This window comes from Pseudoalteromonas sp. Of11M-6 (assembly GCF_022347905.1).
In the GTDB taxonomy this organism is placed as follows: domain Bacteria; phylum Pseudomonadota; class Gammaproteobacteria; order Enterobacterales; family Alteromonadaceae; genus Pseudoalteromonas.
Genome location: NZ_JAKRFW010000009.1, coordinates 33,263 through 57,977 on the forward strand (window position 1 = coordinate 33,263; position 24,715 = coordinate 57,977).

Sequence of the window (24,715 nt, forward strand, 5' to 3'; positions counted from 1 at the left end):
ATTTAAGCCGTGATTTAATGCTGCGTGCCAGTCTTTATCAACAAGAGGCGATGCAGGCTACCCTTGTGATCACCTTACATCATATCGCTGCCGATGGTTGGTCTATTGCGTGTTTGAGTGACGTTTTAAGACAGGCATACAAAGCTGCTCTCAGCGGCGAAACCTTATCGCTACAAGAGGTGCATTACGTTGATTATGTAATGTGGCAACAGCAGCTGGAACAGGGGGCGTTATGGCAACAGGAGCTCGACTATTGGCGTATGCAATTACAAGGTCTGCCCAAGGTTCATGAATTACCGCTAGATTGTAGCAGAGAAGCAAAAACCTCTCCGCGCGGTGCGTTAGTGATTGAGCCCATACCTGCAGTGCTGGTCAGTGCGCTTCGAGCGTATCAAACTCGCTCAGGGCAAACCTTATTTGTGTTACTGCAAACGCTATTTTCATTGTGGTTAAGCCGCTTTTCTCAACAGTGCGACGTGGTTGTTGGTACGCCGGTATCAGGACGTCACCTCAAAGCATTTGAAAATATGATTGGTAACTTTATCAATACTTTAGTGCTTAGGAGCGAATGGAGTGAAGACACCAGTTTTACCCAAGCGCTACAGCAAACCCAAGGCTTACTCAACGACGCATTGCAACATCAACATATTCCCTTCGATGTGTTAGTGGATGAGCTAGACGTTGAACGCTCAAGCGCCCAGCATCCGCTGCATCAAATCGTGTTTCGGGTAAATAATCAGGTAAATGAAAACCTTAGGCTAGAACAATTGGAAGTGACGCCCTGCCAAAGTAAAGTACGCGGTGCCAAATTAGATTTGGAAGTCGCAGTGATAGACGAGGGCGATGTACTCACCGTTGAATGGCTTTATGACAGCAATTTGTGGCACGAAGCGAGTGTAGTTAGTTTCCATCAGCAGTTTTGTTATGTGTTATCGCAGTGTCTTGCAGAGCCAAATACTCCGTTGTCAGCATTGTCATTGTGGCCCGCTGAGCAGCAGTTAGCGCTATTAAAACAGCTGCAAAGTGTTGCGGTAGAAGTGACAGAGCAACAGCCATGGGTGACTCAGTTTAGTCAGGCGGCTCTTCAGACTCCACTACAGACTGCGGTGCGCATGGGGGAATTCACTTGTAGTTATCTCACCTTAGAAAAATGCGCGAACCAACTTGCTAATAGCTTATTAGAAATGGCATTTGCCGAGCAAAGTCGCATTGCTATTTTACTGCCGTCTTCGAGTTACATGGTGGCCGCGGTGCTGGCAATATTAAAAGCGCGCCATACCTATGTGCCCATTCATCATGACACGCCAACCGATACCTTAGCCTATATCATGAATGATGCAGACATCGTATTGACGCTGGCGCTAAGTGAAGATGCCGAGCGCTTGATTGAAGCCGGTAGTGACTTTTTGTTGCTTGATGATCTGTTCGAAGCCGAGGGGAACTTTGCGTTTTATGATACCAGTTTGCTGGTAGATGAAGACGCATCTGCATTTAACGAGGCCGAGCTTGCCTATGTTATTTATACCTCAGGTTCAACCGGGCAGCCAAAAGGGGTGCCCATTAGTCATGGCAACCTCAATAATTATCTGCGCTTTGCGTGTCAGCGTTATCTGCCACAATCCGGTGATATAACCAAGGCAGTACTCAGTACACCGCTGGCGTTTGATGCGACGGTGACCGCCTTAGTGCCTATCTTAATGCGAGGTGGTGAGCTTGAGTTGCTTCCCTCGGGCGTCGAATTGTTGCCCGCCTTACAAACACAGATTTTTGCAGCTAACGAAGCCAAGTTATTCAAGTTAACACCGGCGCACCTACGCGCGGTATTCGCATTAAGTGACGCACAAACTCATAGTAATGTTGCCCATCGATTTGTGGTTGGGGGTGAAGGGCTGAGCGCAGCTTTGGTTGATAAGCTGATGGACAAGCTCCCTAACGCCCAGTGGATAAACGAATATGGCCCAACAGAGGCAACAGTCGGCTGTAGTATCTATGCTGTAAGCCATGAGTCGCGCCACTTGTTAGCGAGCCACGAAGAAGTGCCTATTGGTCATGCTATCGATAATATGACACTTGCGGTAGTCGACGAGTTTGGCGAACTGGCTTTACCTAATATGCCCGGAGAGCTTTGGCTCGCGGGAGATGGGGTGTGTGAAGGCTATATTAATCTGGCGAGTGTGACGCAAACACGCTTTGTTGAGCAAGCAGTGCCTGCGTCAGGTACTTCAAGCTTGCGTTGGTATCGCAGTGGCGACAAGGCAAAGTGGCAGGCGAACGCGCGCGGAGAGGCTGACTACCTTTGTTATTTGGGGCGGTTAGACGAGCAAGTAAAATTGCGAGGCTACCGTATTTCTCTTGTGGCAATCGCCCATCAAATCGACGCGTTGGCGCAAGTAAAAAGCTGCGCAGTGAGTGTTGATGAAGCACAAGAAAGCCTAGTGGCTCATGTGGTTTTAAATGGTGAGGCTAAGCTCACACTTGTGCAGTTGCGCCAAGCTTTATCGCAGTCGCTGCCCAGTTACATGTTACCTGCCGCGCTGGATATCGTTGCTGATCTTCCACTGACTGCAAACGGAAAAGTAGACAAGCAAGCATTACAGCTTGCCTATCAGGCACAGGCGAAAAGCCAAGAGGTCGCCGAGGTAATTGATGGATCTAAGCTCACAGACATACAGCGTTATTTACTTGAGTTATATCGTGAGCTACTGCCGAGCCCAGTACAGAGTATTAACGACAGTTTCTTTGACTTAGGCGGGCATTCACTGCTTGCCATAAAAGTGATCGGCCGAGTGCGCAGTGAGCAGCGGCGAGATATCACCTTGCCACAACTCTTTGATGCGCCAAGAATTGCAGCGTTTGCTGAAGTGATAACCGCAAGTTCGATGATTGCGCACAGCAATACCATTGAGCCAGTATCAAGAGCCCAAGCGTTACCTCTGTCTTTTGCTCAGCAGCGTTTGTGGTTAATTGACCAGTTACATGAGCAGAGTGTGCAATACCATATGCCAGCGAGCTATTGGTGTGAAGGTGCCTTAGATATTGACGCTTTAACACAAGCGTTAAGCGCGATTGTTGCACGTCATGAAGTACTCCGTACGGTCATCGTTCCTGCAAGTGGTGATCACGGTGCTGTGCAACAGGTTCGTGATCAAGTAGCCTGTCCTGTGGAATTAGTAGATTTGTCTGGGCTGAATACCGCCGAGCAACAGCAGCGTTGGCAAACATTACAGCAGCAATCGCTCAGCAAGCCTTTTGATTTATGCCAAGACACTATGCTGCGCGTTATCTGTGTGCAGTTTAGTCACAACCGATTTGGACTCTTGTTTAACATGCATCACATAGCCAGCGATGGTTGGTCGATGGCGCTGCTTGCCAAAGAATTTGTGGCGTTTTATCGGCACTTTAGTGAAGCGCCAGCGTATTCGTTGCCAGAGCAATACGCTAAACCGCTAGCGGTGCAGTATGCAGACTTTGCCTACTGGCAGCAGCAACAGCAAGATAGCTATCAGGCAGATCTTTCTTATTGGCAAACTCAGTTGCAGCAGTGTCCAGTTGTTCATGAATTACCGCTGGACTTTGAGCGACCACAAGTTCAGTCCCTTGATGGTGAATGCATTCGTTATACTCTTACAACGTCGCAAGTTGAGGCGATAAAAGCGCATTGCCAAGCACAAGGGGTGACCTTGTATATGTGGTTGCAAACTGCCTTTTCGCTGTTGATGCTTCGTCTTAGTCAAACGCAGGATATTGTCATTGGCTCGCCCATTGCAGGACGTGAGGTGAAAGAGTTAGAGGGGTTACTGGGGTGCTTTGTGAATACCTTGGCTATTCGCGCTCGCAAAGTGGGGTCGCCTTCATTTAACGACTGGCTAAGTGAACAAAAACAGGTGATCTTGGCGGCTTTTTCCCATCAGAATCTACCCTTTGAGCAGCTTGTTGATGCCATTAATCCACCGCGCAGCTTAGCGCATTCGCCCATATTACAAATACTCTTTGCACTACAAAATAACGAACAAAGTAACTTCAAGCTACCTCACCTAAAAATCGAGCAACAGCTTGATCTTAAGCCTGCAATGAAGTTCGACTTAGAAGTCAATGCACAAGAATCGGGCAGTGAGATCACGGTGCAGTGGAATTATGCCAAAGCCTTGTTTAAACACACTAGCGTACAGGCGATGGTTGATGCTTTTGTGACGTTAATTGACGCGGCGCTGACAAGCCCTGAGCAAAGTGTGAATACCTTACCATTAGTTGATAGCAAAGTACTCAGCGAGTTAGGGTTTGCCACGCAAGCGCAGCCGCAATCTCCTTGGTTTATCAGCGATAAAATACGGGACTTTGCTCAGCATAGTGCACAGCAAAATGCTGTACGAGATATGACTGGCAAGCGGTTAAGTTTTGGCGAATTGGAGTCACAAAGTAATCAACTTGCGCGTTACTTGATTGAACAAGGCGTAACGGCAAGGTCGCAGGTCGCAATAAGCTTAGCGCCAAGCTGTGAGCAAGTTGTGGCACTTTTGGCAACCTTAAAAGTTGGGGCCGTGTATGTGCCGCTTGACCCAAATGCACCGAGTCAGCGTCAGCACTATATATTGCGTGACAGTAAAGCGACTTGCCTTATCACCATCTCAGAACTACTTCCTAACAGCGCAGAGCTTAGCTGCCGTTTGGTGCTAATGGACACCGCACAGCATTGGCAGAACATGCCTGTAGAAGCGCTTGCGCCGTTAAGTGATATTGATGCGCCTGCTTATATGATTTATACCTCTGGCACTACAGGGCGACCCAAAGGTGTGGTGATCAGCCATCGTAATCTACACCTTTACCTTGAGCATGTTAGCCACAGTTATCTCCAAGGCGATATACACGAGAGTGTTGTCAGCACGCCTTTAGCGTTTGATGCGACAGTAACGAGCTTATGGGGCGCGCTGGTTAATGGCCTTGGAGTTGTATTATTGAATGATGGCGAGCAGTTAATCACAGAGCTTAGTGCGTGTTTAGCGCGTGATGAGGCGATGCTGTTTAAGCTGACACCAGCCCACTTGCAAGGCGTGCTGGCGCGATTACAACCGAGCAATGCTGCGCACCAAATTGTGGTGGGGGGAGAAGCCTTATCTAGCAGCGTGGTTACTCAAGTTGGGGCACTGCTGCCACAGGCTTATTTTTATAACGAATATGGCCCAACAGAAGCAACGGTCGGTTGTTGTGTGTATCGCTGTAACGGCCAAGATGCAGTTTCGCTTGCACAGCAATCTCAGCGTTTTGTGCCAATCGGTAGCGCCATTCAGGGCACTCATTTGGTGGTATTAGATCAGCATCAACAGCCGGTGCCGATGGGCATGCCCGGTGAGCTATACATCGCAGGCGATAATGTGGCTCAGGCGTATTTTGGGTTGCCAGAGCTCAGCGCCAGTAGATTTGTGTCATTGTCTTTGAACAATGACTCACAGCGTTATTATCAGACGGGCGACCAAGTGCGTTGGCTGCTAGATGAACAGGGCAACCCTAGTGTGCTGCAGTTTATTGGTCGTCGAGACAACCAAGTTAAACTGCGTGGCTATCGCATCGAGCTTGAAGAAATTGCGGCCCAGCTTGAGCAACTAGATGCAGTGCAACAAGCTCATGTGTTACTTAATGAAAGTAAAGATAACTTACTGGGCTGTGTGGTGCTAACTACACCATCGCACAGTGATGCCATTTATGAGCTTGAACAGACGCTACACACTCAGATATTAGCCTTGTTAGCAGAGGTCCTACCAAGTTATATGTTGCCTTACGAGCTGTATGCACTGGCTGCTATGCCGCTCACCAATAATGGCAAAGTAGATGCGGGAGCACTTGCACAACTGGTGCAATCGCAACAGGCGCAAGTGCTTACGGCACCTTTAGCTCCTATGACTGAACTACAAACGCTGCTGGCAGAAATTTTTGCTCAAGTGCTCAATACTCAAGTCCGAGATATTAACAGTAACTTCTTTGAATTAGGGGGGCACTCTTTATCAGCAAGCCAAGCGGTTGCCTTAATTGAACAGGCGCTTGAGGTGCCCATTACCTTAAAAATATTGTTCGAGCGGCCAAGCGTAAGCGCACTTGCAACTTGGTGTGAGATCCATCGTGCAGCCAAAGCGGCGGACGAAAACGGTCAGTCTGAGGAGATGTTTTTGTGATGAATGAACAGCAAAGACAGATAGAGGCATTGATCGCAGAAGCATTAGCAGCTGGCGTGACCTTGTATGAAAAAAACGGTGGCTTGGCATTTAAGCAAACCGCTGGGTTTCCTCCACAGTTAAAACAGCAGGTGGTTGAATATAAATCAGAGATCATTGCCTATTTTCAGCAACAAAGCCATGATGTGGCGAGCTCATCGCCGAAAATAGTCGCGCAGCCAAGCGCGGGGAAAATCTTACCGCTGAGCTTTGCGCAGGAAGGACTGTGGTTTATTGAGCAACTGCAAGGTAGCAAGCAGTATTATATGCCCGCCGAGTTTTTGTTACGCGGCAAGCTTAATATTCAAGCAATGCGCAGCGCTGTACAAGATGTGGTGCAGCGCCACGAAATACTGCGCGCTAGGTTTGTAAAAAATGAACAAGATGGCCAACCCCAGCTGCAAATAACGGATGATATTAGTGAGCCGTTCGAGTGGCTTGATGCCAGTGTAGCAGCTGAGGAAACACGGCAAGCCTACATTGCTTCGCGCATCGCAGCACATCAGAACAAGCCTTTTGATTTGGCTCATGATTGTTTGCTTCGCGTGCTGGTGGTAAGTAATGGCGATGAGCATCACCTTGCTTTTAATATGCACCATATTGTCTCTGACGGGGCGTCAATGGCGCTACTTGCACAAGAGATAGAGGCTGGCTATTGCAAACACATAGGCGCATCTTATACACCGCTTGCAACTATGCAGGTGCAATATAGTGATTTTAGTCAGTGGCAGCGAGCACAGCTAACGCCAGATCGCATCGAGGCACCACTGGCGCAACTAAAACAGCAATTTGGCGAATTAGCGCCGTTGCAGTCATTGCCTTGTGATTTTGTCCGTCCTGCGGTGCAGTCGTTAACGGGGAAGGTATATCGCCAAGCGCTTGATGCGTCGTTATTTGCGGCGATCTCGACACAGGCGAAGTCGCTCCAGCTCACACCCTTTATGTGGCTGCTCAATACCTTTATGTTGTTTATCGCAAGGCTTACGCAATCGCAGCAGGTAGTTGTAGGCACGCCAGAGCTTGGCCGTCATCATCCTGAATTAACGCCGTTAATTGGCTTGTTCGTTAATACCTTAGTGATGCATGCAAAGCTCGACAGTGATATGCCATTTAGCCAATGGTTGCAGCAACAAAAAGCCCTCAACCTAGCGGCGTTTGAATATCGCGATATTCCTTTTGATAAAGTGGTGGAAGCGGTTGGTGCTCCAAGAGATTTAAGTCACCATCCGCTAGTGCAAATATTATTTACACTGGAAACCCGTGATGAGCGTGCTTTTACGCTTCCGGGATTATCGGTTCAAGAAGTGCAAAAACAACAGGCGGATAGCATAGCAGTAAAATGCGACTTAGAACTCAATGCCGTAGTTGATGAGCAGGCACTTTATTTACATTGGAAGTTTGATAGCAACCTTTACACAGCAGAGACCATCAAGCATTGGGCGGATTGTTTCCATACGCTGCTTCAAGCTTGTGTTACAGCCCCTCATACCGCCGTTGGTGAACTTGCGTTACTGAACCAAAAACAGCAACAAGCATTAATAACGGGCGCTCAATGCCAAGCGGCAACTTGGCCTAAGCAAGACACCATCACCAGTTTATTCACGCGCTACGCCGAGCACTTTGCCACACGTACAGCCGTGCAAGATAGCACGACTATGCTGAATTATCGTGAGCTTAACGATCGAGTCAATGCGCTGGCGGTAATGCTGTTACAACAAGGGGTCACGCCACGAACCATGCTGGTGGTGAGTGTATCACGCAGCATAGAGATGATAGTGACCTTGCTAGCAGTGCTTAGAGTCGGTGCTGCCTACGTACCAGTAGATCCCGACTACCCGCAAGAGCGCATTGAGTATATTTTGGGAGACGTGCAAAGCCCATGGCTACTTTGTGACAACGCTACGCAGGCACAGTTTAGTCAGCTTTCATACCAGCTAATTAATGTGTCACAGGCAGAGCATCAGGCCAGCCGCGAAGCCCTCAAGCAGCTTGATGCTATTCAGGTTGAGCCGCAAGACTTGGCTTATATGATCTATACCTCGGGCACCACAGGGCGACCAAAAGGCGTACAAATTGAGCATCGTCATGTGGTGCGCTTACTTCATGTAGAGCCCAACTTATTCGATTTTAATGAGCAAGATGTTTGGACCTTGTTTCATTCCTTCTGCTTTGATTTCTCAGTGTGGGAAATGTATGGCGCGTTACTCTTTGGTGGTCGCCTTGTGGTTGTGGATAAAGCGACTGCGCAAGACACTCAAGCTTTTGCTCAGTTGTTGGTTGATGCTCAGGTTACGGTCTTAAATCAAACACCAAGTGCGTTTTACGCGCTACAAGCCACGCTACTCAATGACAGTCAGTTGGCGAGCCAATGTGCAGTGCGGTACGTGATTTTTGGTGGTGAAGCGTTGCAGCCAAGTAAGCTACAACCTTGGGCACAGCACTTACCAAATTGCCAGTTAATCAATATGTATGGCATTACCGAAACCACGGTACATGTTACGTTTAAAGCGCTGGAACTGGCGGATATGGCGCTTGGCACCAGTAATATAGGTCGTGCTATTCCGACCACCAGCTGCTATGTACTTGATGACAAGCAAAGGCTCTTGCCGCAAGGTGCCGTGGGCGAGTTGTACGTAGGGGGCGAGGGGGTTTGTCGGGGGTATTGGCAACGTGACGAATTAAACGCGACCCGCTTTATTCAAAACCCGTTTAGTGAAGCGTCTGAGCAGCGATTATATCGCTCAGGCGATCTCGTGCGCTTAATGGCCAGCGGTGAGCTGAGTTATGTTGGCCGAATTGACGACCAGGTAAAAGTTCGGGGTTATCGCATTGAATTAGGCGAAATTGAAAACCAGTTGCGCCATCATCCCGAAGTGGCTGAGGTCACTGTGCTGTTAAATCGGCAAGACCCAGAAAATGTCTGGATCTGCGCCTTTGTGGTGTTACACAAACAGGTCGAGTTCGACGACATCACTTTAGTCATGCAGCAGTTTTTAAAACAAAATTTACCCGACCATATGTTGCCTGCCAAAGTGCAATCGGTGGCAGCTATGCCACTGACCAGCAATGGCAAAGTAGATAAAAAAGCACTACTGCAGCAACTTGATACAAGCTTTAACGAAAACACTTATGAAGCACCGATTGGCGAGCTTGAAACCCAACTTGCAAGCTATTTTGCCGAGACTTTGCAGCGCGAATCAGTTGGTCGCTATGACGACTTTTTTAGACTCGGCGGGCACTCGCTACTTGCTGCAAAACTGGCAAATAATATTCGCAAGACGCTGCACATTGAGTTACCGCTGCAAGTGATTTTTACGCACCCTACGGTGCACGGCTTGGCGGCAGCACTTGAAAAACAAGACGCGCAGCTAAGTACTATTGCTGTGGTGGATAAAAGCAATGGCGTGGTGCTGTCTTTTGCTCAGCAACGTTTGTGGACATTAGATCAAATGCAGCAGGGCAGCCAGCAATATCAAATTCAAGCGTTATTGGCGTTTTCAGGGGAGCTTGATCTGAGCGCGTTCGAGCAAAGTTGGCAAAAGGTGCTGTCACGGCATCAGGTGTTGCACTCGGCTATCATCAACACTACCGATGAGCCCAAACAGTACCTTGTCACTTTGCCTGAGCATTTTGTTACGCTTATTGACGTTTCTACGCAATCACCGCTTTGGCAAACTGTGGTTTGGCAGCGCGCGGTACGAGACGACCAAGCGCAGGGTTTTGATCTTAGTAAAGATCTAATGATCCGTGCAACTCTAGTTCGATTCTCATCAGGCTACCATCGGCTTATCGTCAATATGCACCATATTGCTAGTGATGCTCAGTCTATTGAAGTATTAATGCGAGAGCTCACACAGTTTTATGCCCATTACACCCAAGGCTGTGAACTTGCCCATGACTTGATTGCGCCACCTGAGGTGCAATACGCGGATTATGCCCATTGGCATCGAGCACAGTGCCAAGGCGCGCAGCAAAGTGCAGACATGGCATTTTGGTCTGCGCATCTTGACGATGCGCCGCCACTGCATCAATTACCGCTCGATACGCCTCGTGGGCAGGCCGTGAACAATAGCGCGCAAGCATTTACTGAGCAGCTAAGCGTAGAGACATGGCAACGGCTGCAACAGTTTTGTCAGCGTTTGGGAATAACCCCGTTTATTTGGTTGCATAGCGCGTATGCGGTGGTGCTTGCTAAGTTTAGCCAAGTGGATGATATTGTGATTGGTGCGCCATTTTCAGGGCGGCATCACCCACAAGTGGAGCAGTTGATTGGCTTTTTCGTCAATGCCTTGCCAATTCGCGTGAAGGTCGATTGGCAGCAGAGTTTCAGTCAGCTACTCGATATACAAAGAGAGCAGATTGAGCAAGTACATCAACATCAATCACTTCCCTTTGAGCAGCTCATTGACCATCTTGGTGTTAGCCGAGAGCTAAGTCACCAAAGTGTTTTCCAGTTGAGTTTTGCGTTTAATCCCGAGCCACAGCACACACCAGAGTTTGTGGGGCTCAGCACGGAAGTTTTAGCGTCGGAAAACGCGCGTGCCAAGTTTGATCTAGAGCTCAGCGCAACAGTAAATGGGCAAGGGTTGAGATTGCACTGGCTATACAACAGTGGATTATTTGAAAGAGAAACCGTAGCTAGCATTGCAGAGTGTTTTAATGTTGTGATCGCGCAGTTACTCACGCAGCCTGATTGCGCACTTGCGGATATAAAACTTTGCAAGGAGCAGAAGCTAGAGAGTCATGCGATTTCAGGCAAATCAGCGCCGGAACACTTTGAGCAGTCAGTGCTTGAGCAAATTGAGCGACATATGGCAGAGCCTGCACAAGCTGAGCGGTTCGCAGTAATTGACACAAACTCAAATCAAACCTTGAGTTATGGTGAGCTTAATGAAAGAGCCAAGGCATTGGCGGCGCTGTTATTAAGTGAAGGGCTGCAACCAGAGCAGCCTGTGCTTGTTGCGATGACGGGCAGCGCAGATCTCATTGTGGCGATGTTGGCTGTGTTAAAAGCGGGTGGATGTTATGTGCCTGTTGACCCTCATTACCCTCAAGCGCGAGTCAATTACATCGCTAAAGACAGCAGCGCTGCGCTGGTTTTAACCAAGTGTGAGTTTGCCGCTCGCTTTGAGGTAGCAGAGTTAGATGATAACGACATTGAGGCTGAATATCGCTCCTCACATGTCATTTGTGTTGATGACGCCAACGTGCAGGCGCGCCTTGCGACAATATCACTACCTCAGCAGTTTCCAAAAGTTAAAGCGGAGCAGCTGGCCTATGTGATTTATACCTCAGGCACAACAGGTAATCCTAAAGGCGTGATGATAGCCCACCAAGGGTTGGCGAATTTATGTGGTTGGCACCGACGAGCTTTTGCGGTGGATAATCATAGCGTTGCGAGTCAAACCGCCAACCCCGCCTTTGACGCGGCAACATGGGAAATTTGGCCTTATTTATGTGCTGGCGCGAGCCTCGTGTGTGTGACAAAAGCGGTGCTACAGTCACCGGCCGAATTAACAGCCTGTTTCAATACACACCAAGTCACGCATAGTTTTATTGCAACGCCAATCGCTCAAGCGCTGCTCACTGAGTCTTTGTTTAACCCGCAAAGCTTGCGCTATTTATTGGTTGGCGGCGATAAACTCGGTGCGCTTCAAGCAAAAGAATACGGATTTACCTTAGTCAATAACTATGGACCTACCGAAGCCTCGGTGGTCGCGACTTCAGGTGTGGTTGAGTTTGACGGAAAGGTGCCAGATATCGGCTTGCCCGTCGACAATAGCCAGCTATTTATTTTAGACCCACAACTGCGTGCTGTGCCTCAGGGGATGATTGGGGAGTTATACGTAACAGGAGCAGGACTTGCCAGTGGATATTTACATCAACCACAGCTTAGTGCTGAGCGTTTTGTTGAGCTACAAGTCTCTCCCTCGCACATGGTGCGAGCCTATAAAACGGGAGATTTGGTTCGCCTGCTTAGCAGCGGCCGTATCGCCTATATGGGTCGTAACGATGGACAAGTAAAACTGCGAGGGTATCGTATTGAACTGGCCGAAATTGAACAGCAAATTGGGCTGCTATCGAGCGTACAAGAATGTGCGGTTCAGATAACCACAAGCGCATCAGGGCAGCCACAGTTGCAGGCATTTGTGGTAACAACAACTGAGCCTCAAGTGCTTCAAGCCCAGCTAAAGGAAAGACTACCAAGTTATATGGTGCCAGAGCATTTTGTTATGCTCGCAAGGCTACCTTTGACACCGCATGGCAAGGTTGACCATCGTGCCTTGGCAACACTTGGTAAAACTCAACAGACTATCACAGTAACCGAGCCGAGCGCGGTCACACCACAGGCTAACAGCATCGTAGCCCAGTTACTGGCGATTTATCGGCAGGTATTAAATACACCATCGATGACCGCTGAAGATGACTATTTTGCGTTGGGCGGCGACTCTATTTTGAGTATTCAAATCGCAAGTAAAGCCAAAGCACTCAAGTTACCTGTTAGTGCTACCGACGTGTTTACCTACCCCAGTGTTTCGGCACTTGCAGCAAGACTTGCCCAGCAAGATATTCGCCTGACTATGGGTAAAGAAAGGCAGCCATTGGTTGGTCAACTCGATAAATTACCAATTCAGCATTGGTTTTTCGCCCAACAATTTGCCAAACCCAGTCATTGGGATCAAAGCGTGTTGGTGAGTGTAGATAAATCCGTCACACCAGCGCAGCTCAAGCAAGTGATAGGGTACTTGATAGCTCAGCACGATGCGCTACGTTTGGTGGTTGCGGATGAAAATACCCTATTTGTACATGATGGCATTGATATTAAAAAGGTATTTACGGCGCATACGCTTGAGCGTGACGTATGGCAAGCTGAGCTGAGCGAGTTCAGTGAGCAAGTGCAGCAAGGTTTTGCGTTTACTGGCACGCCACTGTTTAAAGCAGTGTTATTTGTTACACCTGACGGCGAAGCCAACAATCGCTTGCTGTTTAGCGCACATCACTTGCTAGTGGATGGCGTCTCTTGGCGTGTGTTACTTGAAGATGTAAGTCAGCTATTACAGCAGCAAACAAACAATGTGCCGCTGGAGCTTCCTGCTGCAAGCGCGAATTTGGCTGAACTTGCCGATTTTTATCGTGAACTTGCAACCGATGAGCGTGGTTTGCGCAAATGGCAGAAGGTGGCTGCACTGGCTGAAACTTCGCACTTATTGAGTCTTAAAGATACAAGCGCGACCCCAACCATAGCCAAAGTTCGCCACACATTGTCAGCAGCGCACACCCGTGCGCTACTGGGATCCGCCAACACCAGTTACGGTACGACGGCGCAAGCATTGCTGCTTAGTGCGCTTGCTTGGTGTGCGCAAAAGCGCGGTGTAGACCGTGAAGTGATCATGCTAGAAGGACACGGTCGTGAGTTACTGACGAAATCACTGGATAGCAGCCGGACCATTGGCTGGTTAACGGCGCTCTATCCAATGCAGTTATTTAGTAATGGTAGCCGCTTGCATGATGTGATTTGCAGTATCAAGGCAGAGCTTGAAAGGAGCGCTAAAGTCGCCAGTAGTTATGGTGCAGCGCGGTATTTACACCCAGAACCAAACGTTCGCTCGTCGCTTGAGATTGATACCCGAGGTTTACTGTTTTTCAACTATTTAGGCCAGCTAGATACAGTTATTGAGCAACAAGGTTTGCTGGGAGATGCTCGTGAGTCGACTGGCACTTTGGTTGCAAAGTCAAACCTCAGTTACTTTGGAGCACAACTAACGGCGGCAGTTGTCGATGGTCAATTGGCGTTAACGTTAGAGTTTGACAGCCTGCGCTTAGCATCTGAAGCAGCAGAGCGATTAAGTAAAGAGATACTCGAAAGTCTAATTCAGGTCATCGAGCATTGCCAATCCCAGCCTCAACGTCATTACACAGTCAGTGACTTTGCACTTCTCAGCGGCATTTCTGAACGGCAGTTACAGCGCATAGTTGAGCAGGTTGAAGGTGAAGTTGAGGATATTTACCCTCTAACTGGTTTGCAGCAAGGCATGTGGTTTCACAGTCAAACGGCACGAGAGGCGCACGCTCAAAGCACGCTACCTTACGTCGAGCAAACCAGCTTATTGTTGCAAGGAAGTATAGATATTGAAGCGCTGAGTTATGCTTGGCAGCAATTGATTAAGCAGCACAGCATATTACGCTCGGCATTTATAGACGTTGCTGGCGAGCCGCTGCAAGTGGTCTGTAAACATGCCGATGTGCCACTCAAACTGCTGCACAGCAGTGTCATTGCAGAAGAGCAATCGCAAATAGTGAAATCACAGGCCGCGGTGGAGCTTGCCGAGCCGCTTAGGCTTTCACAAGCGCCTTGTATGCGATTGAAGTTAATTGCTTTTGAGGATGGCAATGTTGGGGTGGTTTGGACTTATCATCATCTCATCATGGATGGTTGGTCGCTGCCGGTATTATTTGCTGAATTATTGGCATTTTATCAAGCCCGTTGCCAAGGTGAGTTACGGCCCATTGTGGTAGATAATTTCCGCGATCATATCGAATATTTGCATACGCATGTTGACCGCGACGAAGCGTTTTGGCGGGAGTATCTGGGTGGAGTTACCGCGCCCACATTACTCAGCGAAAAGGTACTTCACACTGAAAATCACACTGAAAATAAAGCGGCTGGTGTTAAAGAACTTAGTGTGACTTTACCGCAATCGCTGCAAGATGCCGTGACTCGCTTTACAGGCGAACAAGGACTTACCGTCAATCAGTTTATCCAAGGGCTCTGGGCGTATTGGGTGGCAAATTGCTGCAACGAACCGTATGCCTTATTTGGTCAAACCATTGCGGGCAGACCTACAGCGCTTAGTAGAATGGCGCAGCGCGTTGGCTTGTATATCAATACGCAAGCGGTCCATGTCGGGATAGATCAAGCTGCGCGTGTGAAAGATTACCTGCAAGCGGTGAAGTCGCAGCTTACGGCATTGGCGCAGCACCCGCATACACCACTGACACAAGTTCATCAGTGGTCGGGTATTGAGAACGACAGTCCATTGTTTGATTGCTTGTATGTTTTTGAAAATTATCCGCAAGATCCGTTGCAAAATAGCGCTGCGCTGCCATTTATTGCAACAACCTTAAGCGAAGTTGACGAAACACATTACCCATTGACCTTTGTGGTCGGCGTAGGGGCGAGTTTATCGCTCACGCTGAGCTATCAGCAGCAATGCTTTGATGAAGTGTTTATCGAGCAAAGCCTTGCGGCGATGCAGCAGCTGATGTTAGCTGCGACACAACAGCCCGAACAAACACTTGGGAAATTGTCTTGGCAGCCTCAACACGCGCAGTACAGCAAGGCATTGCCTCTACCTACTTTTTCACTGGCGCAAGCGGTGCAATATCAAACGCCAAATATACCAATTCAGCAATTATTTGCTCAAGTTGCTGCTGAATTTCCTGAGCATATTGCTATTCGTGAATATAGTACCGCCTCTGGGGAGGCTCGCTGTTATCGCTATTCACAGCTGGATAAAGACGCCAATCAGCTCGCCCATTACCTTGCTTCACGACTAGAGCCGAGTACGGCCCCCGTTATTATTGGCCTGTGTCTAGAGGCGAATTACCAGCTTATTGTGGCTATGCTTGCGGTGCTCAAATTGGGCGCAGCTTATCTACCAATTGCACCAACACTACCCGAGTCTCGACGTCGTTTGCTGCTGCAAAATGCCAATGCAGCCATGCTGGTTTCTAAAACAGAATATTGGCAGGGTAGCTCGGAGCAGGTGGTGCCTCAAGTCGATTTAGATAGTATTCAGGGCGCTTTGGCTGAGCAGCCTAGCCGTTGCTTTACTGCGCCATGCCAGGTTGACGACCTCTGTTATGTAATTTATACCTCGGGCACCACGGGCATGCCAAAAGGGGTGATGGTGGAGCATGCCAGTGTCGCCAATTATGTGCAGGCATTAGCCTCGCAATATGCGATTACGCCCAGCGACAATTACCTGCAATTTGCTAGCATGAGCTTTGATGTGTTTGCGGAAGAGGTCTTTTGTACTTTACTTCGTGGTGCAACCTTGGTGATGGCACCGACAGACGACATGTTGGATCCCAACAAGCTGGCGCAATTAAGCCAAGATGCCGAGTTAACACTGATGAGTTTACCAACGGCGTATTGGCATCAACTTGCAGCGACTTCAGTCACCTTGCCAACCTCGCTGAGGATCATCACCATAGGTGGCGAGCAAATGCTGATTGCCGCGCTCACCGATTGGCAGCAGCGCTATGGCGACCATATTCGAATTATTAATGCCTATGGCCCGACCGAAGCAACCATTTCTGCAACCCTTAATGATGTCACACACTTCCGCGGTGCACGCGTGCCGATCGGTCAACCCGTCGAGGGTTTATCTTTATATTTACTTGATGAACAGCTTCGAGCGGTGGCTACCGGTGTGGAAGGGGATTTATACATTGCAGGTATTGGCCTTGCCAGAGGCTACCTCAATGACGAAGAAAAGACGCAGCAGGCCTTTATCATTGAGCCAAATAGCGGCCAGCGACTTTATAAAACCGGCGATCGTGCTTGCTGCTTAGCCTCAAATGAATTGCTGTATCTAGGCCGTGGTGATGACCAAGTTAAAGTGCGCGGTTACCGCATCGAACTGGGTGAGATTGAGCGGCAACTTCAGCTGCTAGACGAAGTTGCTGCGTGTGCTGTGGTGGTGCGTGAAGATAGCAGTAACAACGCGCAATTAGTGGCATTTGTGCAGCCAACGCAACATACGGAAGTGAATGATGCAGCTCTGCGAGCGCAATTACGCGCAGTACTACCCACTTACATGGTCCCTGAGTTGTTTCAATCAGTTAGCCAACTTCCGCTGACAACGAACGGCAAAGTAGATCGCAAACAGCTCATTGCGCTGGCCGGATCATACACTCCGCCTCAACCCTTGCGGCAAGAGGCTAAGCTGGAAAGGCTTACACCACTACAAACTCAATTAGTGCAGCAGTTTGCTAGTCGTTTGCTGGTGGATGGAGTGTGCCTTGACGATAACTTCTTTAATTTAGGTGGTCATTCGCTATTAGCGATGCGTTTAGTGGGTGATATTAATCAGCACCTACAACTCAATTTGCCACTGTCGGCACTTTTTGAGCATCCGACTGTGCGTGGGCTCAGCCAGTATATTCAAGCATTGAGGGATAGTTTCGGCGAATGTCATGGTAAACCTCAATCGCTTGAAACCTTAGTGTGTTTGCAAGAGGGCGAGCTTGGTTTTACACCAGTGGTGTTGATTGCGGGAGCGGGGGGTTGGTTAATGGCATTTCATGCGTTAGTGAATGGGCTTGATAGCCGTATACCCGTTTATGGCTTGCAGCCAGAGGCGCTAGCCGAGGAACCCGAGACGCTAACCTCGATTAGACACACCGCAGCGTATTACTTGAGTGTATTAGCAGGCGCTGAACTTGGTGAGCAAGTGCATTTGGTCGGACATTCTTTTGGCAGCTTTATCGCCTATCAACTTGCCACTTTACTTGAGCAGCAAGGTCGAATTGGCTGTTCGGTAACTGTGATTGATACGCCTGTACCGAGCAACCCAGCGCTTAACTTAGATGAAGCGCAAATCGCACAAATGATGCTGGATAATCTGATAACGTTTTTTCGCCTCAGTGTCTCTGATGCTGAAATCAGTGCCTATAAGCAAGGTGATGCTCCAGCACGCATTGCCTATCTCAATCACTGGATACATCAAGCTGGATTTAACTTTAGTGATGCGCATTTACGCCACTTTCAACAAGTTTTTAGTGCCCAACTGCGAGCAAATATTGAGATGCCGTCTATGCTTAGCGACACCCTAATCTGTGTTGTAAAAACGCAGCAAACGCAAGAATTTGAAGGCCATCCTGTGAATAAAGACATGGGATGGAAACCATTTAGTCACTCTCTCTCTTGTTATGAAGTCAAAGGAGATCATTTGTCCTGCCTGCAAGCCGAGCAAGTAGGGCAGTTGGTTAACATAATTGAGCGCAACTATGTGTTGCACTAGCAAAAGTACATACTTTTAAGGATGGGAAAACAATGGATCACGCACTTTCTTTGGAATTGGATCCGACATCGATTGCAGCAGACCCTCGGATACATGACTTATCTGAGGTTAAACAAAGCGGTATGGCATGGGTGAAAAACCACGTTCAAGAGGTGAATAACTGGGTTGAGCGAGATGGTTTTGCATTGCTTCGTGGCTTAAATATTGTGAGCACGAATCAGTTTAGCGCCATACTTGAGACCTTGTTTGGTGAGCGTTTAAGCCAGTATGTTTATCGCTCTTCGCCACGAACGGCACTGAACAACAATATTTACACCACCACGGAATATCATGCCGATCAAGTGATCCTGCAGCATAACGAAAATGCTTACTCCAATGTTTGGCCGATGCGAATGGGCTTTTTTTGTGTGATCCCAGCAACCACGGGTGGGTGCACACCACTTGCCGACAGCCGTGAAGTATATCGTCGTATTCCCAGTGAATTAAGAGACAAGTTTGAGCGTTTAGGTGTGCAGTACGTGCGTAACTACGGTGATATCGACCTACCTTGGCAAGAGGTTTTTCAGACTGAGAGTAAAGCCGAAGTTGAGCAATATTGCCGACAAAATGAAATCGAATTTACTTGGCTTGATGATAAAAGGCTACAAACCAAGCAATGGCGTCCGGCGGTCATGCGCCATCCAAAAAGTGGTGAAAAGGTATGGTTTAATCAAGCTCACTTGTTCCACTGCTCGAGCCTAGATAATCAACTCAGTGCACAAATGCGTGACAGTATCGGCAGCGAATTTTTACCTCGTAACGCCTTTTTTGGTGATGGTAGCGAAATAAGTGACCAAGACATCAAGCTCATCAATCAGGTTTATCAAGACCTCACTTTTGCTTACCCGTGGCAAAGAAACGATATTTTGCTGCTGGATAATATGCTGTTTACTCATGGCAGAGAGGCCTATACAGGCACTCGTAAAGTACTAGTTGGCATGGCAAATATCGCGTCAGCATAACTAGTTGGTACTCATTCCGATGAAAATCGGGCAACAACATTTGTTAGTGGTTACGTGGTTGGCAATGTAAGGAATGAAAAAATGAAATGGCTAATACAACTACGGCTAAGAATGATGATGCTATTTTGCATCACCTTAGCACTGGCTTCTTGTTTGCAGAAAAAGAGCATCGCAGATAATCACACGATTATGCCTAATCAATTAGAAATGATAGCGGCGGTGGTGAAGGAATATTGCGATGCCAACCTATTCTTTGGCACGGTTTATATCACCTCGGTTGATAAGGTGGTGTACCAGTCCAACTGCGGACCACAGAACATGCAATATGATGTTGATAACAGCGTTAAGTCCAAGTATCGCATCGGTTCCAATACCAAAGCGTTTTCGGCTGCTATTTTAATGAAGATGTTAGATGGTAAGGACTTACGGCAGGAAACCATTGGCGATCACTTGCCTTGGTACCCAGATAACCAATGTGCGGATGTTTCGCTACATCATTTGCTTACCATGTCGTCTGGGATCAATAACTACAGCGACAACGAAGCCGTATACGATAACTACGGTTGGCGGCCTTATTTATATAACTCGAGTCTAGATCTTAACGGTCCGGAAGATTTTAGTAATCGCTTTTGCACTTGTGGTGCCGAAGCGGGGCAAAGTGGCACACCGTCATTTACCCCGGGTAGCAAGTATGAATACAGCAACTGTAACTATTATCTCATCGGTAATATCATTGAGCAGCTAGCGGCTGGCAAACAAGGCAATATTAGTCGTGAGTATTGGTTTGCTAATATCGTTCAAGAGCAAATTCTAAACCCGCTTAGCATGACGGACAGCGGCTCTTACAGTGCGATTGGTGTCTATTCAAATATGACCACAGGCTATATCTATAATCAAAACCAATACTTACCCCTTGCCAATGGTCGTCCACCAGCTACAGGTGGACCTGCACCTTACGAAGACATTTTAGTGAATCCATATAGCAACCCTTTGGTACTGTATTCCGCTGGAGATTTGTATTCCACAGTGGAAGACATGCATAAGTGGGATCAAGGCTTGTATGGCACTCAAATCTTAAACGATACCCAGAAACTAGCGGCCTTTGCTCCCTACTCTAACACTGGTAGCAGCGACGAGTGTGAATACTATGGCTATGGTTGGTTTGTGACTTATGTCGACCCAAACCAGTACGGCAAAGTGGCAAATTGCCCCGAAAACCCAGCCGATGCAAATCTCAGAATGTATGAAAAATTTTTACAGTACTCTGGTAGTTACCCCTATTCATGGGTGACCAGTTTCACCCGTTTACTGGAACGAGATCAAAGCATCATGGTGTTTAGCAACTATGTGAAAGAGGGGATTGAGTCAGATTGTATCGCCAAGGAGATCCGCAACATTATCTTCTATAGTGATAAACACCGTACCGAGCAATGCCAGCAAGATTTGAATCAGGCATAACGCGGTAGGGAAAAATACCGAGCTTTCGTGCTCGGTTAAACAAATTAATAGAACGCCTGCAGTAGGTGGCAACGTTTCGCTCAGTTGTATTTGTGACACTGTGCAAATCCTTGGTTGTTCTTAGGTTTACTTCTTCATCATGGATGAAGGCGGTAAAGCTCAGAGTTGAATAAGTGCAACTTGTTTGATTTTGGGTACTAGGGCAAGTGCCAACATGGTGCTTGATGAGTTCGACAACTGTTTAAATAAATCATAGAGGATGAATTATGGCAGTGACAAAAACAGCGAAGGATGACAAGGCGAGCGACGCTCCAGAACAACAGGAATCACAACTTGTTGCTGATGAAGACAGAGCAGCCGTTGCTCAGCTGATTGTCGACAAATACACAAAATGGTCGTTTGGCTCTGGGTTTATTCCCGTTCCTGCGGTTGATTTAGTGGCGTTGACAGGGATCCAAATGAAGATGATAGGCGAAGTAGCAAAAGTCTATGGTCAATCATATGGTGACAACAAGCTGCGTGGCACAGTAAGCGCATTGATCGGCGGCTCTTTTCCACAAACCTTAGGGGGCGCGGGACTAAGCAGCTTTTTGAAGGCGGTTCCTGTCCTTGGCACGTTAAGCGCAATCGCATTTATGCCTGTTGTGTCTGCGGCATCAACACACGCAGTAGGCGCAACTTTTGTTCGACACTTTGAAAATGGCGGCACGCTGATAGACCTTAATCTAGCAAGTATGAAAGGGGATATCGCAGACATCGCAGCTAAGTATCGTGCAAATAAAGGGAATGCGGACGCAACAGCTACAGCGGAAAAAGCCACAGTATAACCGATACTGGCTGACATAAACCGGCAGGCAACTGCTGGTTTATTCTTCGCACCGAATTTATCAACAACTTGGAGAAAATTATGCTTATCGCTTTATATTTAGTGTTATGCATTTTAACTGGTTATTGGGGACGAAACACCTTTGCCGGACCTGTGGGCTTCTTTTTAATTTCGTTGATGTTTACGCCTATTGTTGGCTTGATCATTTTACTAGTTGGGCAAAAGCGCAAGCCCACAGAGGTGAATGACGAGGAATGAGATCTTACATTGCCGGTAAAACTGGGCGATTTATAAATATAACTTAATGTTTTAATGCAATATTTATTTAAATCCAACAGGCAGTTTTGATTTTTAGGGACTATGCTAAGTAGCATGCGCGGGCGGTAGCCCAATAACAATAAAAGATAATAACAATGGTATTGTACGAATTAATTCGCCGACATATTCAGATAAAGAAAAGGACCTTTATTGCACTGGGGTGTATTTCTGGTTTGGCCAACGCGTTGGTGCTTGCGCTTATCAACAACGTAGCTGCCAATATCTCTGATATTAATAAAGAAAATCATATTCTTTACTACTTGGTGCTATTTACACTGACGATTGCAATATATGGTTTCACTCAGCAAAGATTGATGACTAAAGCCGCGCAAATGGTGGAGCGTGCTATAGATAAATTGAGAGTCGATCTGTTTGAAAGCATTCGTCATACCGAACTGTCAACGCTAGAGAAAATTGGCAAGGAGCGGATCTTTAATACCATCAGCAAAGAGTTACAGACCATATCTCAGTCGGCGCAGCTGTTTGTGATCATTGGTCAATCCATCAGTTTGGTGTTTTTCACATCTCTTTATATTGCCTGGCACTCTTTTGTGGCTTTTATGGTTATCTCGACACTGATTTTGGTCGGAGCCAGTATTCACCGATTACGCGCCAATGAAATCCAGCGCAACATGCGCATTTCTTTTGAAAGCGAAAACCAGCTTATTCAACGCTTATCTGACTTGCTCGATGGCTTTAAAGAAGTAAAGCTCAGTGAGCCAAGAGCGGAAGATTTAGAACATGAGTACCGCCGTGATTCGAATCGTGCAAGGCGTGCAAAAACCAAAACCCAAACCTTGTTTGCGACCGACTTTATTCTGTCGCAAATCACCTTTTTCGCAGCCACAGGCGCGATGGTGTTTATCGTCCCTATGCTCTCTGACGTGTATACCGATGTGGTCATTAAAGTCACCACCGCATCGCTATTTTTAATCGGCCCTATTACCAGTATTGTTGGTGGGATCCCTGTGTTCACCACCGCAACAGAGGCGGCGCAAAACGTCTTAGCATTGGAGCGCGATTTAAAAAATGTCCAAGATGAGCAAGAGGTTAAACGACCTGAACCGAGTGAAAGCCTAACCTCATTTAGTGCCATCACCTTAGCGGGGGCGTTTTATCAACATCAGAAAAAATCGAGCGATCGTCCGTTTGCCGTGGGGCCGGTGGATATCACCTTTGAGCAAGGAAAAATCACTTTTATTACCGGTGGTAATGGTAGCGGTAAAACAACGTTTATACGGATGTTGACTGGCCTTTATGAATTACAGAGTGGACAAATCCTTTTGAATGGCAAAGCGGTTACGGAAGATAATCGCCTTGCTTATCGAAGCCTATTCACAGCCGTTTTTGCAGATTTTCATTTGTTCCAGCAGCTCTATGGTATTCGTGATTTGAGTACTGAAGAAATCGACGAATGGTTGGACTTTTTAGAGATGCGCGCCAAAGTGGGTATTCAAAATGGGGCGTTTAGCACCATAGATTTATCATCAGGTCAGCGCAAGCGCTTAGCGCTTTTGAGTACCATTTTAGAAAATCGTCCCATTTACATCTTTGATGAGTGGGCGGCAGATCAAGATCCTATCTTTAGACGAAAATTCTACGAACAAGTGTTACCTCGTTTAAAAGCGCGTGGTAACACCATTATTGCCATCACCCATGACGACGCCTATTTCCATTTGGCCGATGTGCACTTAAAAATGGAGGAAGGTCAGTTGTTAGCACACCTCGACAGTGAAAGTAATGGAGTACCATCATGAACATTAATATTTCAGGGGATTTTGCCTTACTCGTCGCCGGCGGCTTAATACTGGCACTGATCCTATCTAATTTGCTCATGCGGGTGTTAAAGCGTTACAAGCCCAAGTGGCATAAGCGTATTTTGTCTTGGCGTTTTCGCGCAGGTGTGACGTTACTTATTCTACTGTTTATTGCCGTTGCATTGGTCAAAGTTATTTTTATTAAAGTCGACTCAGGTCAAGTTGGAGTGCTGTGGAAGCGCCTTGGCGGCGGTACGTTCGTAGAACATCCATTTTATGAGGGCACGGTGCTGGTTTATCCCTGGGATACGTTGACGATTTATTCGAGTCGATTTCAAACTGCGACCACAGAGATCCACGCCATTACCTCCGAGGGGCTCAGGATCAAAATGGAAATAACAGTGCGATACCGTCCTGTTGTGGAACATATTCCCTACCTACATAAATTAGTTGGAGAGGATTATTTAGATGAAATTGTGATCCCTGAAGTTGCATCAGCGGTTCGCATGATTGTTTCTGATTATACCGCTGAAGAGGTTTATGCTAATCAGCGATTAAAGATCCAAGATCAACTGTTAAGCACTGTGTTGAGAGAAGTTCAGCTACAAGAGAAGTCGATACTCAAACAAGAAAAAAGCGAAATGCAAGGGCACAATTTGGTTAATTTAGACGATATGCTTATTCGTCAGGTTGATATTCCTGAAGGTGTGCATAGTGCGATTGTTGCGAAGGTGAATCAAATGCACCTATATCAAGAATATAAAATGCGTTTAGATGTTGCTGAAAAAGAGGCTGAGCGAAAGAAAGTGGAGGCTCAGGGGATAGCCGACTTTCAAGAAACGGTGAGTGGTGGGATCTCTGAAACTTATCTAAGATGGCGCGGCATAGAAGCAACCATAGAATTGGCGAAATCTAATAACGCAAAAGTGGTGGTAATAGGCAGTGGTAAAGATGGTCTACCATTGATTTTAAATACGGAGGGCAGCACATCTGCTTTGCCTGCTTCGGTTAACCCAAATGCTATGGATCCACAAAGCCAAGAGCCACAAACACCTAATGCAGCTAAATCAAAGTAAGGAATAGTTACATTTTCAGTGTCACGGACTACACTGTGGCGATAAAG

The 24,715-nt window shown here is 47.4% G+C and carries 8 protein-coding genes (1 of these 8 only partly in view); all 8 read left to right on the plus strand.

The genetic code is table 11. From position 1 onward, the window contains the following. Nucleotides 1-6,164 carry the 3' portion of a non-ribosomal peptide synthetase gene (locus MHN32_RS06490; protein ID WP_239421237.1) on the plus strand. The gene continues 3,664 nt to the left of window position 1, outside the view, so 6,164 of the gene's 9,828 nt are visible here — the last part of the coding sequence; the start codon falls outside the window, past its left edge; its stop codon occupies nucleotides 6,162-6,164. After that, entirely contained in the window at nucleotides 6,164-18,232 is a 12,069-nt protein-coding gene (locus tag MHN32_RS06495; protein WP_239421345.1) for a non-ribosomal peptide synthetase, read from the plus strand. Before MHN32_RS06490 ends, MHN32_RS06495 begins: the two co-directional genes overlap by 1 nt. A 32-nt stretch (nucleotides 18,233-18,264) precedes the next feature. Next, nucleotides 18,265-19,233, plus strand: coding sequence for a TauD/TfdA family dioxygenase (locus MHN32_RS06500; RefSeq protein WP_102057605.1), 969 nt, complete (start codon nucleotides 18,265-18,267; stop codon nucleotides 19,231-19,233). Nucleotides 19,234-19,314: 81 nt separating this feature from the next. Next, the gene (locus MHN32_RS06505; RefSeq protein WP_239421239.1) at nucleotides 19,315-20,691 is read left to right on the plus strand and encodes a serine hydrolase domain-containing protein; all 1,377 of its coding nucleotides are present in this window, start codon (nucleotides 19,315-19,317) and stop codon (nucleotides 20,689-20,691) included. A gap of 266 nt (nucleotides 20,692-20,957) precedes the next feature. Then, complete coding sequence (locus tag MHN32_RS06510; protein ID WP_010607109.1) at nucleotides 20,958-21,518, plus strand: DUF697 domain-containing protein; 561 nt, start codon at nucleotides 20,958-20,960, stop codon at nucleotides 21,516-21,518. 80 nt (nucleotides 21,519-21,598) lie between these two features. After that, a complete protein-coding gene (locus MHN32_RS06515) occupies nucleotides 21,599-21,775 on the plus strand; it encodes a hypothetical protein (RefSeq protein ID WP_017217212.1) in 177 nt (58 codons plus the stop codon). 155 nt (nucleotides 21,776-21,930) lie between these two features. Then, nucleotides 21,931-23,592, plus strand: coding sequence for a cyclic peptide export ABC transporter (locus MHN32_RS06520; protein ID WP_206473035.1), 1,662 nt, complete (start codon nucleotides 21,931-21,933; stop codon nucleotides 23,590-23,592). Beyond that, nucleotides 23,589-24,668: a prohibitin family protein gene (locus MHN32_RS06525; protein ID WP_239421240.1), complete on the plus strand. Its 1,080-nt coding sequence runs from the start codon at nucleotides 23,589-23,591 to the stop codon at nucleotides 24,666-24,668. The genes MHN32_RS06520 and MHN32_RS06525 overlap by 4 nt, the downstream gene beginning before the upstream one ends. Nucleotides 24,669-24,715 lie beyond the last annotated feature (47 nt).

What these genes read in the sequence shown, in the direction of transcription:
- MHN32_RS06495 (WP_239421345.1), top strand. Translation starts at nt 6,164, where the DNA reads ATGAATGAACAGCAAAGACAGATAGAGGCATTGATCGCAGAAGCATTA.
- MHN32_RS06500 (WP_102057605.1), top strand. Translation starts at nt 18,265, where the DNA reads ATGGATCACGCACTTTCTTTGGAATTGGATCCGACATCGATTGCAGCA.
- MHN32_RS06505 (WP_239421239.1), top strand. Translation starts at nt 19,315, where the DNA reads ATGAAATGGCTAATACAACTACGGCTAAGAATGATGATGCTATTTTGC.
- MHN32_RS06510 (WP_010607109.1), top strand. Translation starts at nt 20,958, where the DNA reads ATGGCAGTGACAAAAACAGCGAAGGATGACAAGGCGAGCGACGCTCCA.
- MHN32_RS06515 (WP_017217212.1), top strand. Translation starts at nt 21,599, where the DNA reads ATGCTTATCGCTTTATATTTAGTGTTATGCATTTTAACTGGTTATTGG.
- MHN32_RS06520 (WP_206473035.1), top strand. Translation starts at nt 21,931, where the DNA reads ATGGTATTGTACGAATTAATTCGCCGACATATTCAGATAAAGAAAAGG.
- MHN32_RS06525 (WP_239421240.1), top strand. Translation starts at nt 23,589, where the DNA reads ATGAACATTAATATTTCAGGGGATTTTGCCTTACTCGTCGCCGGCGGC.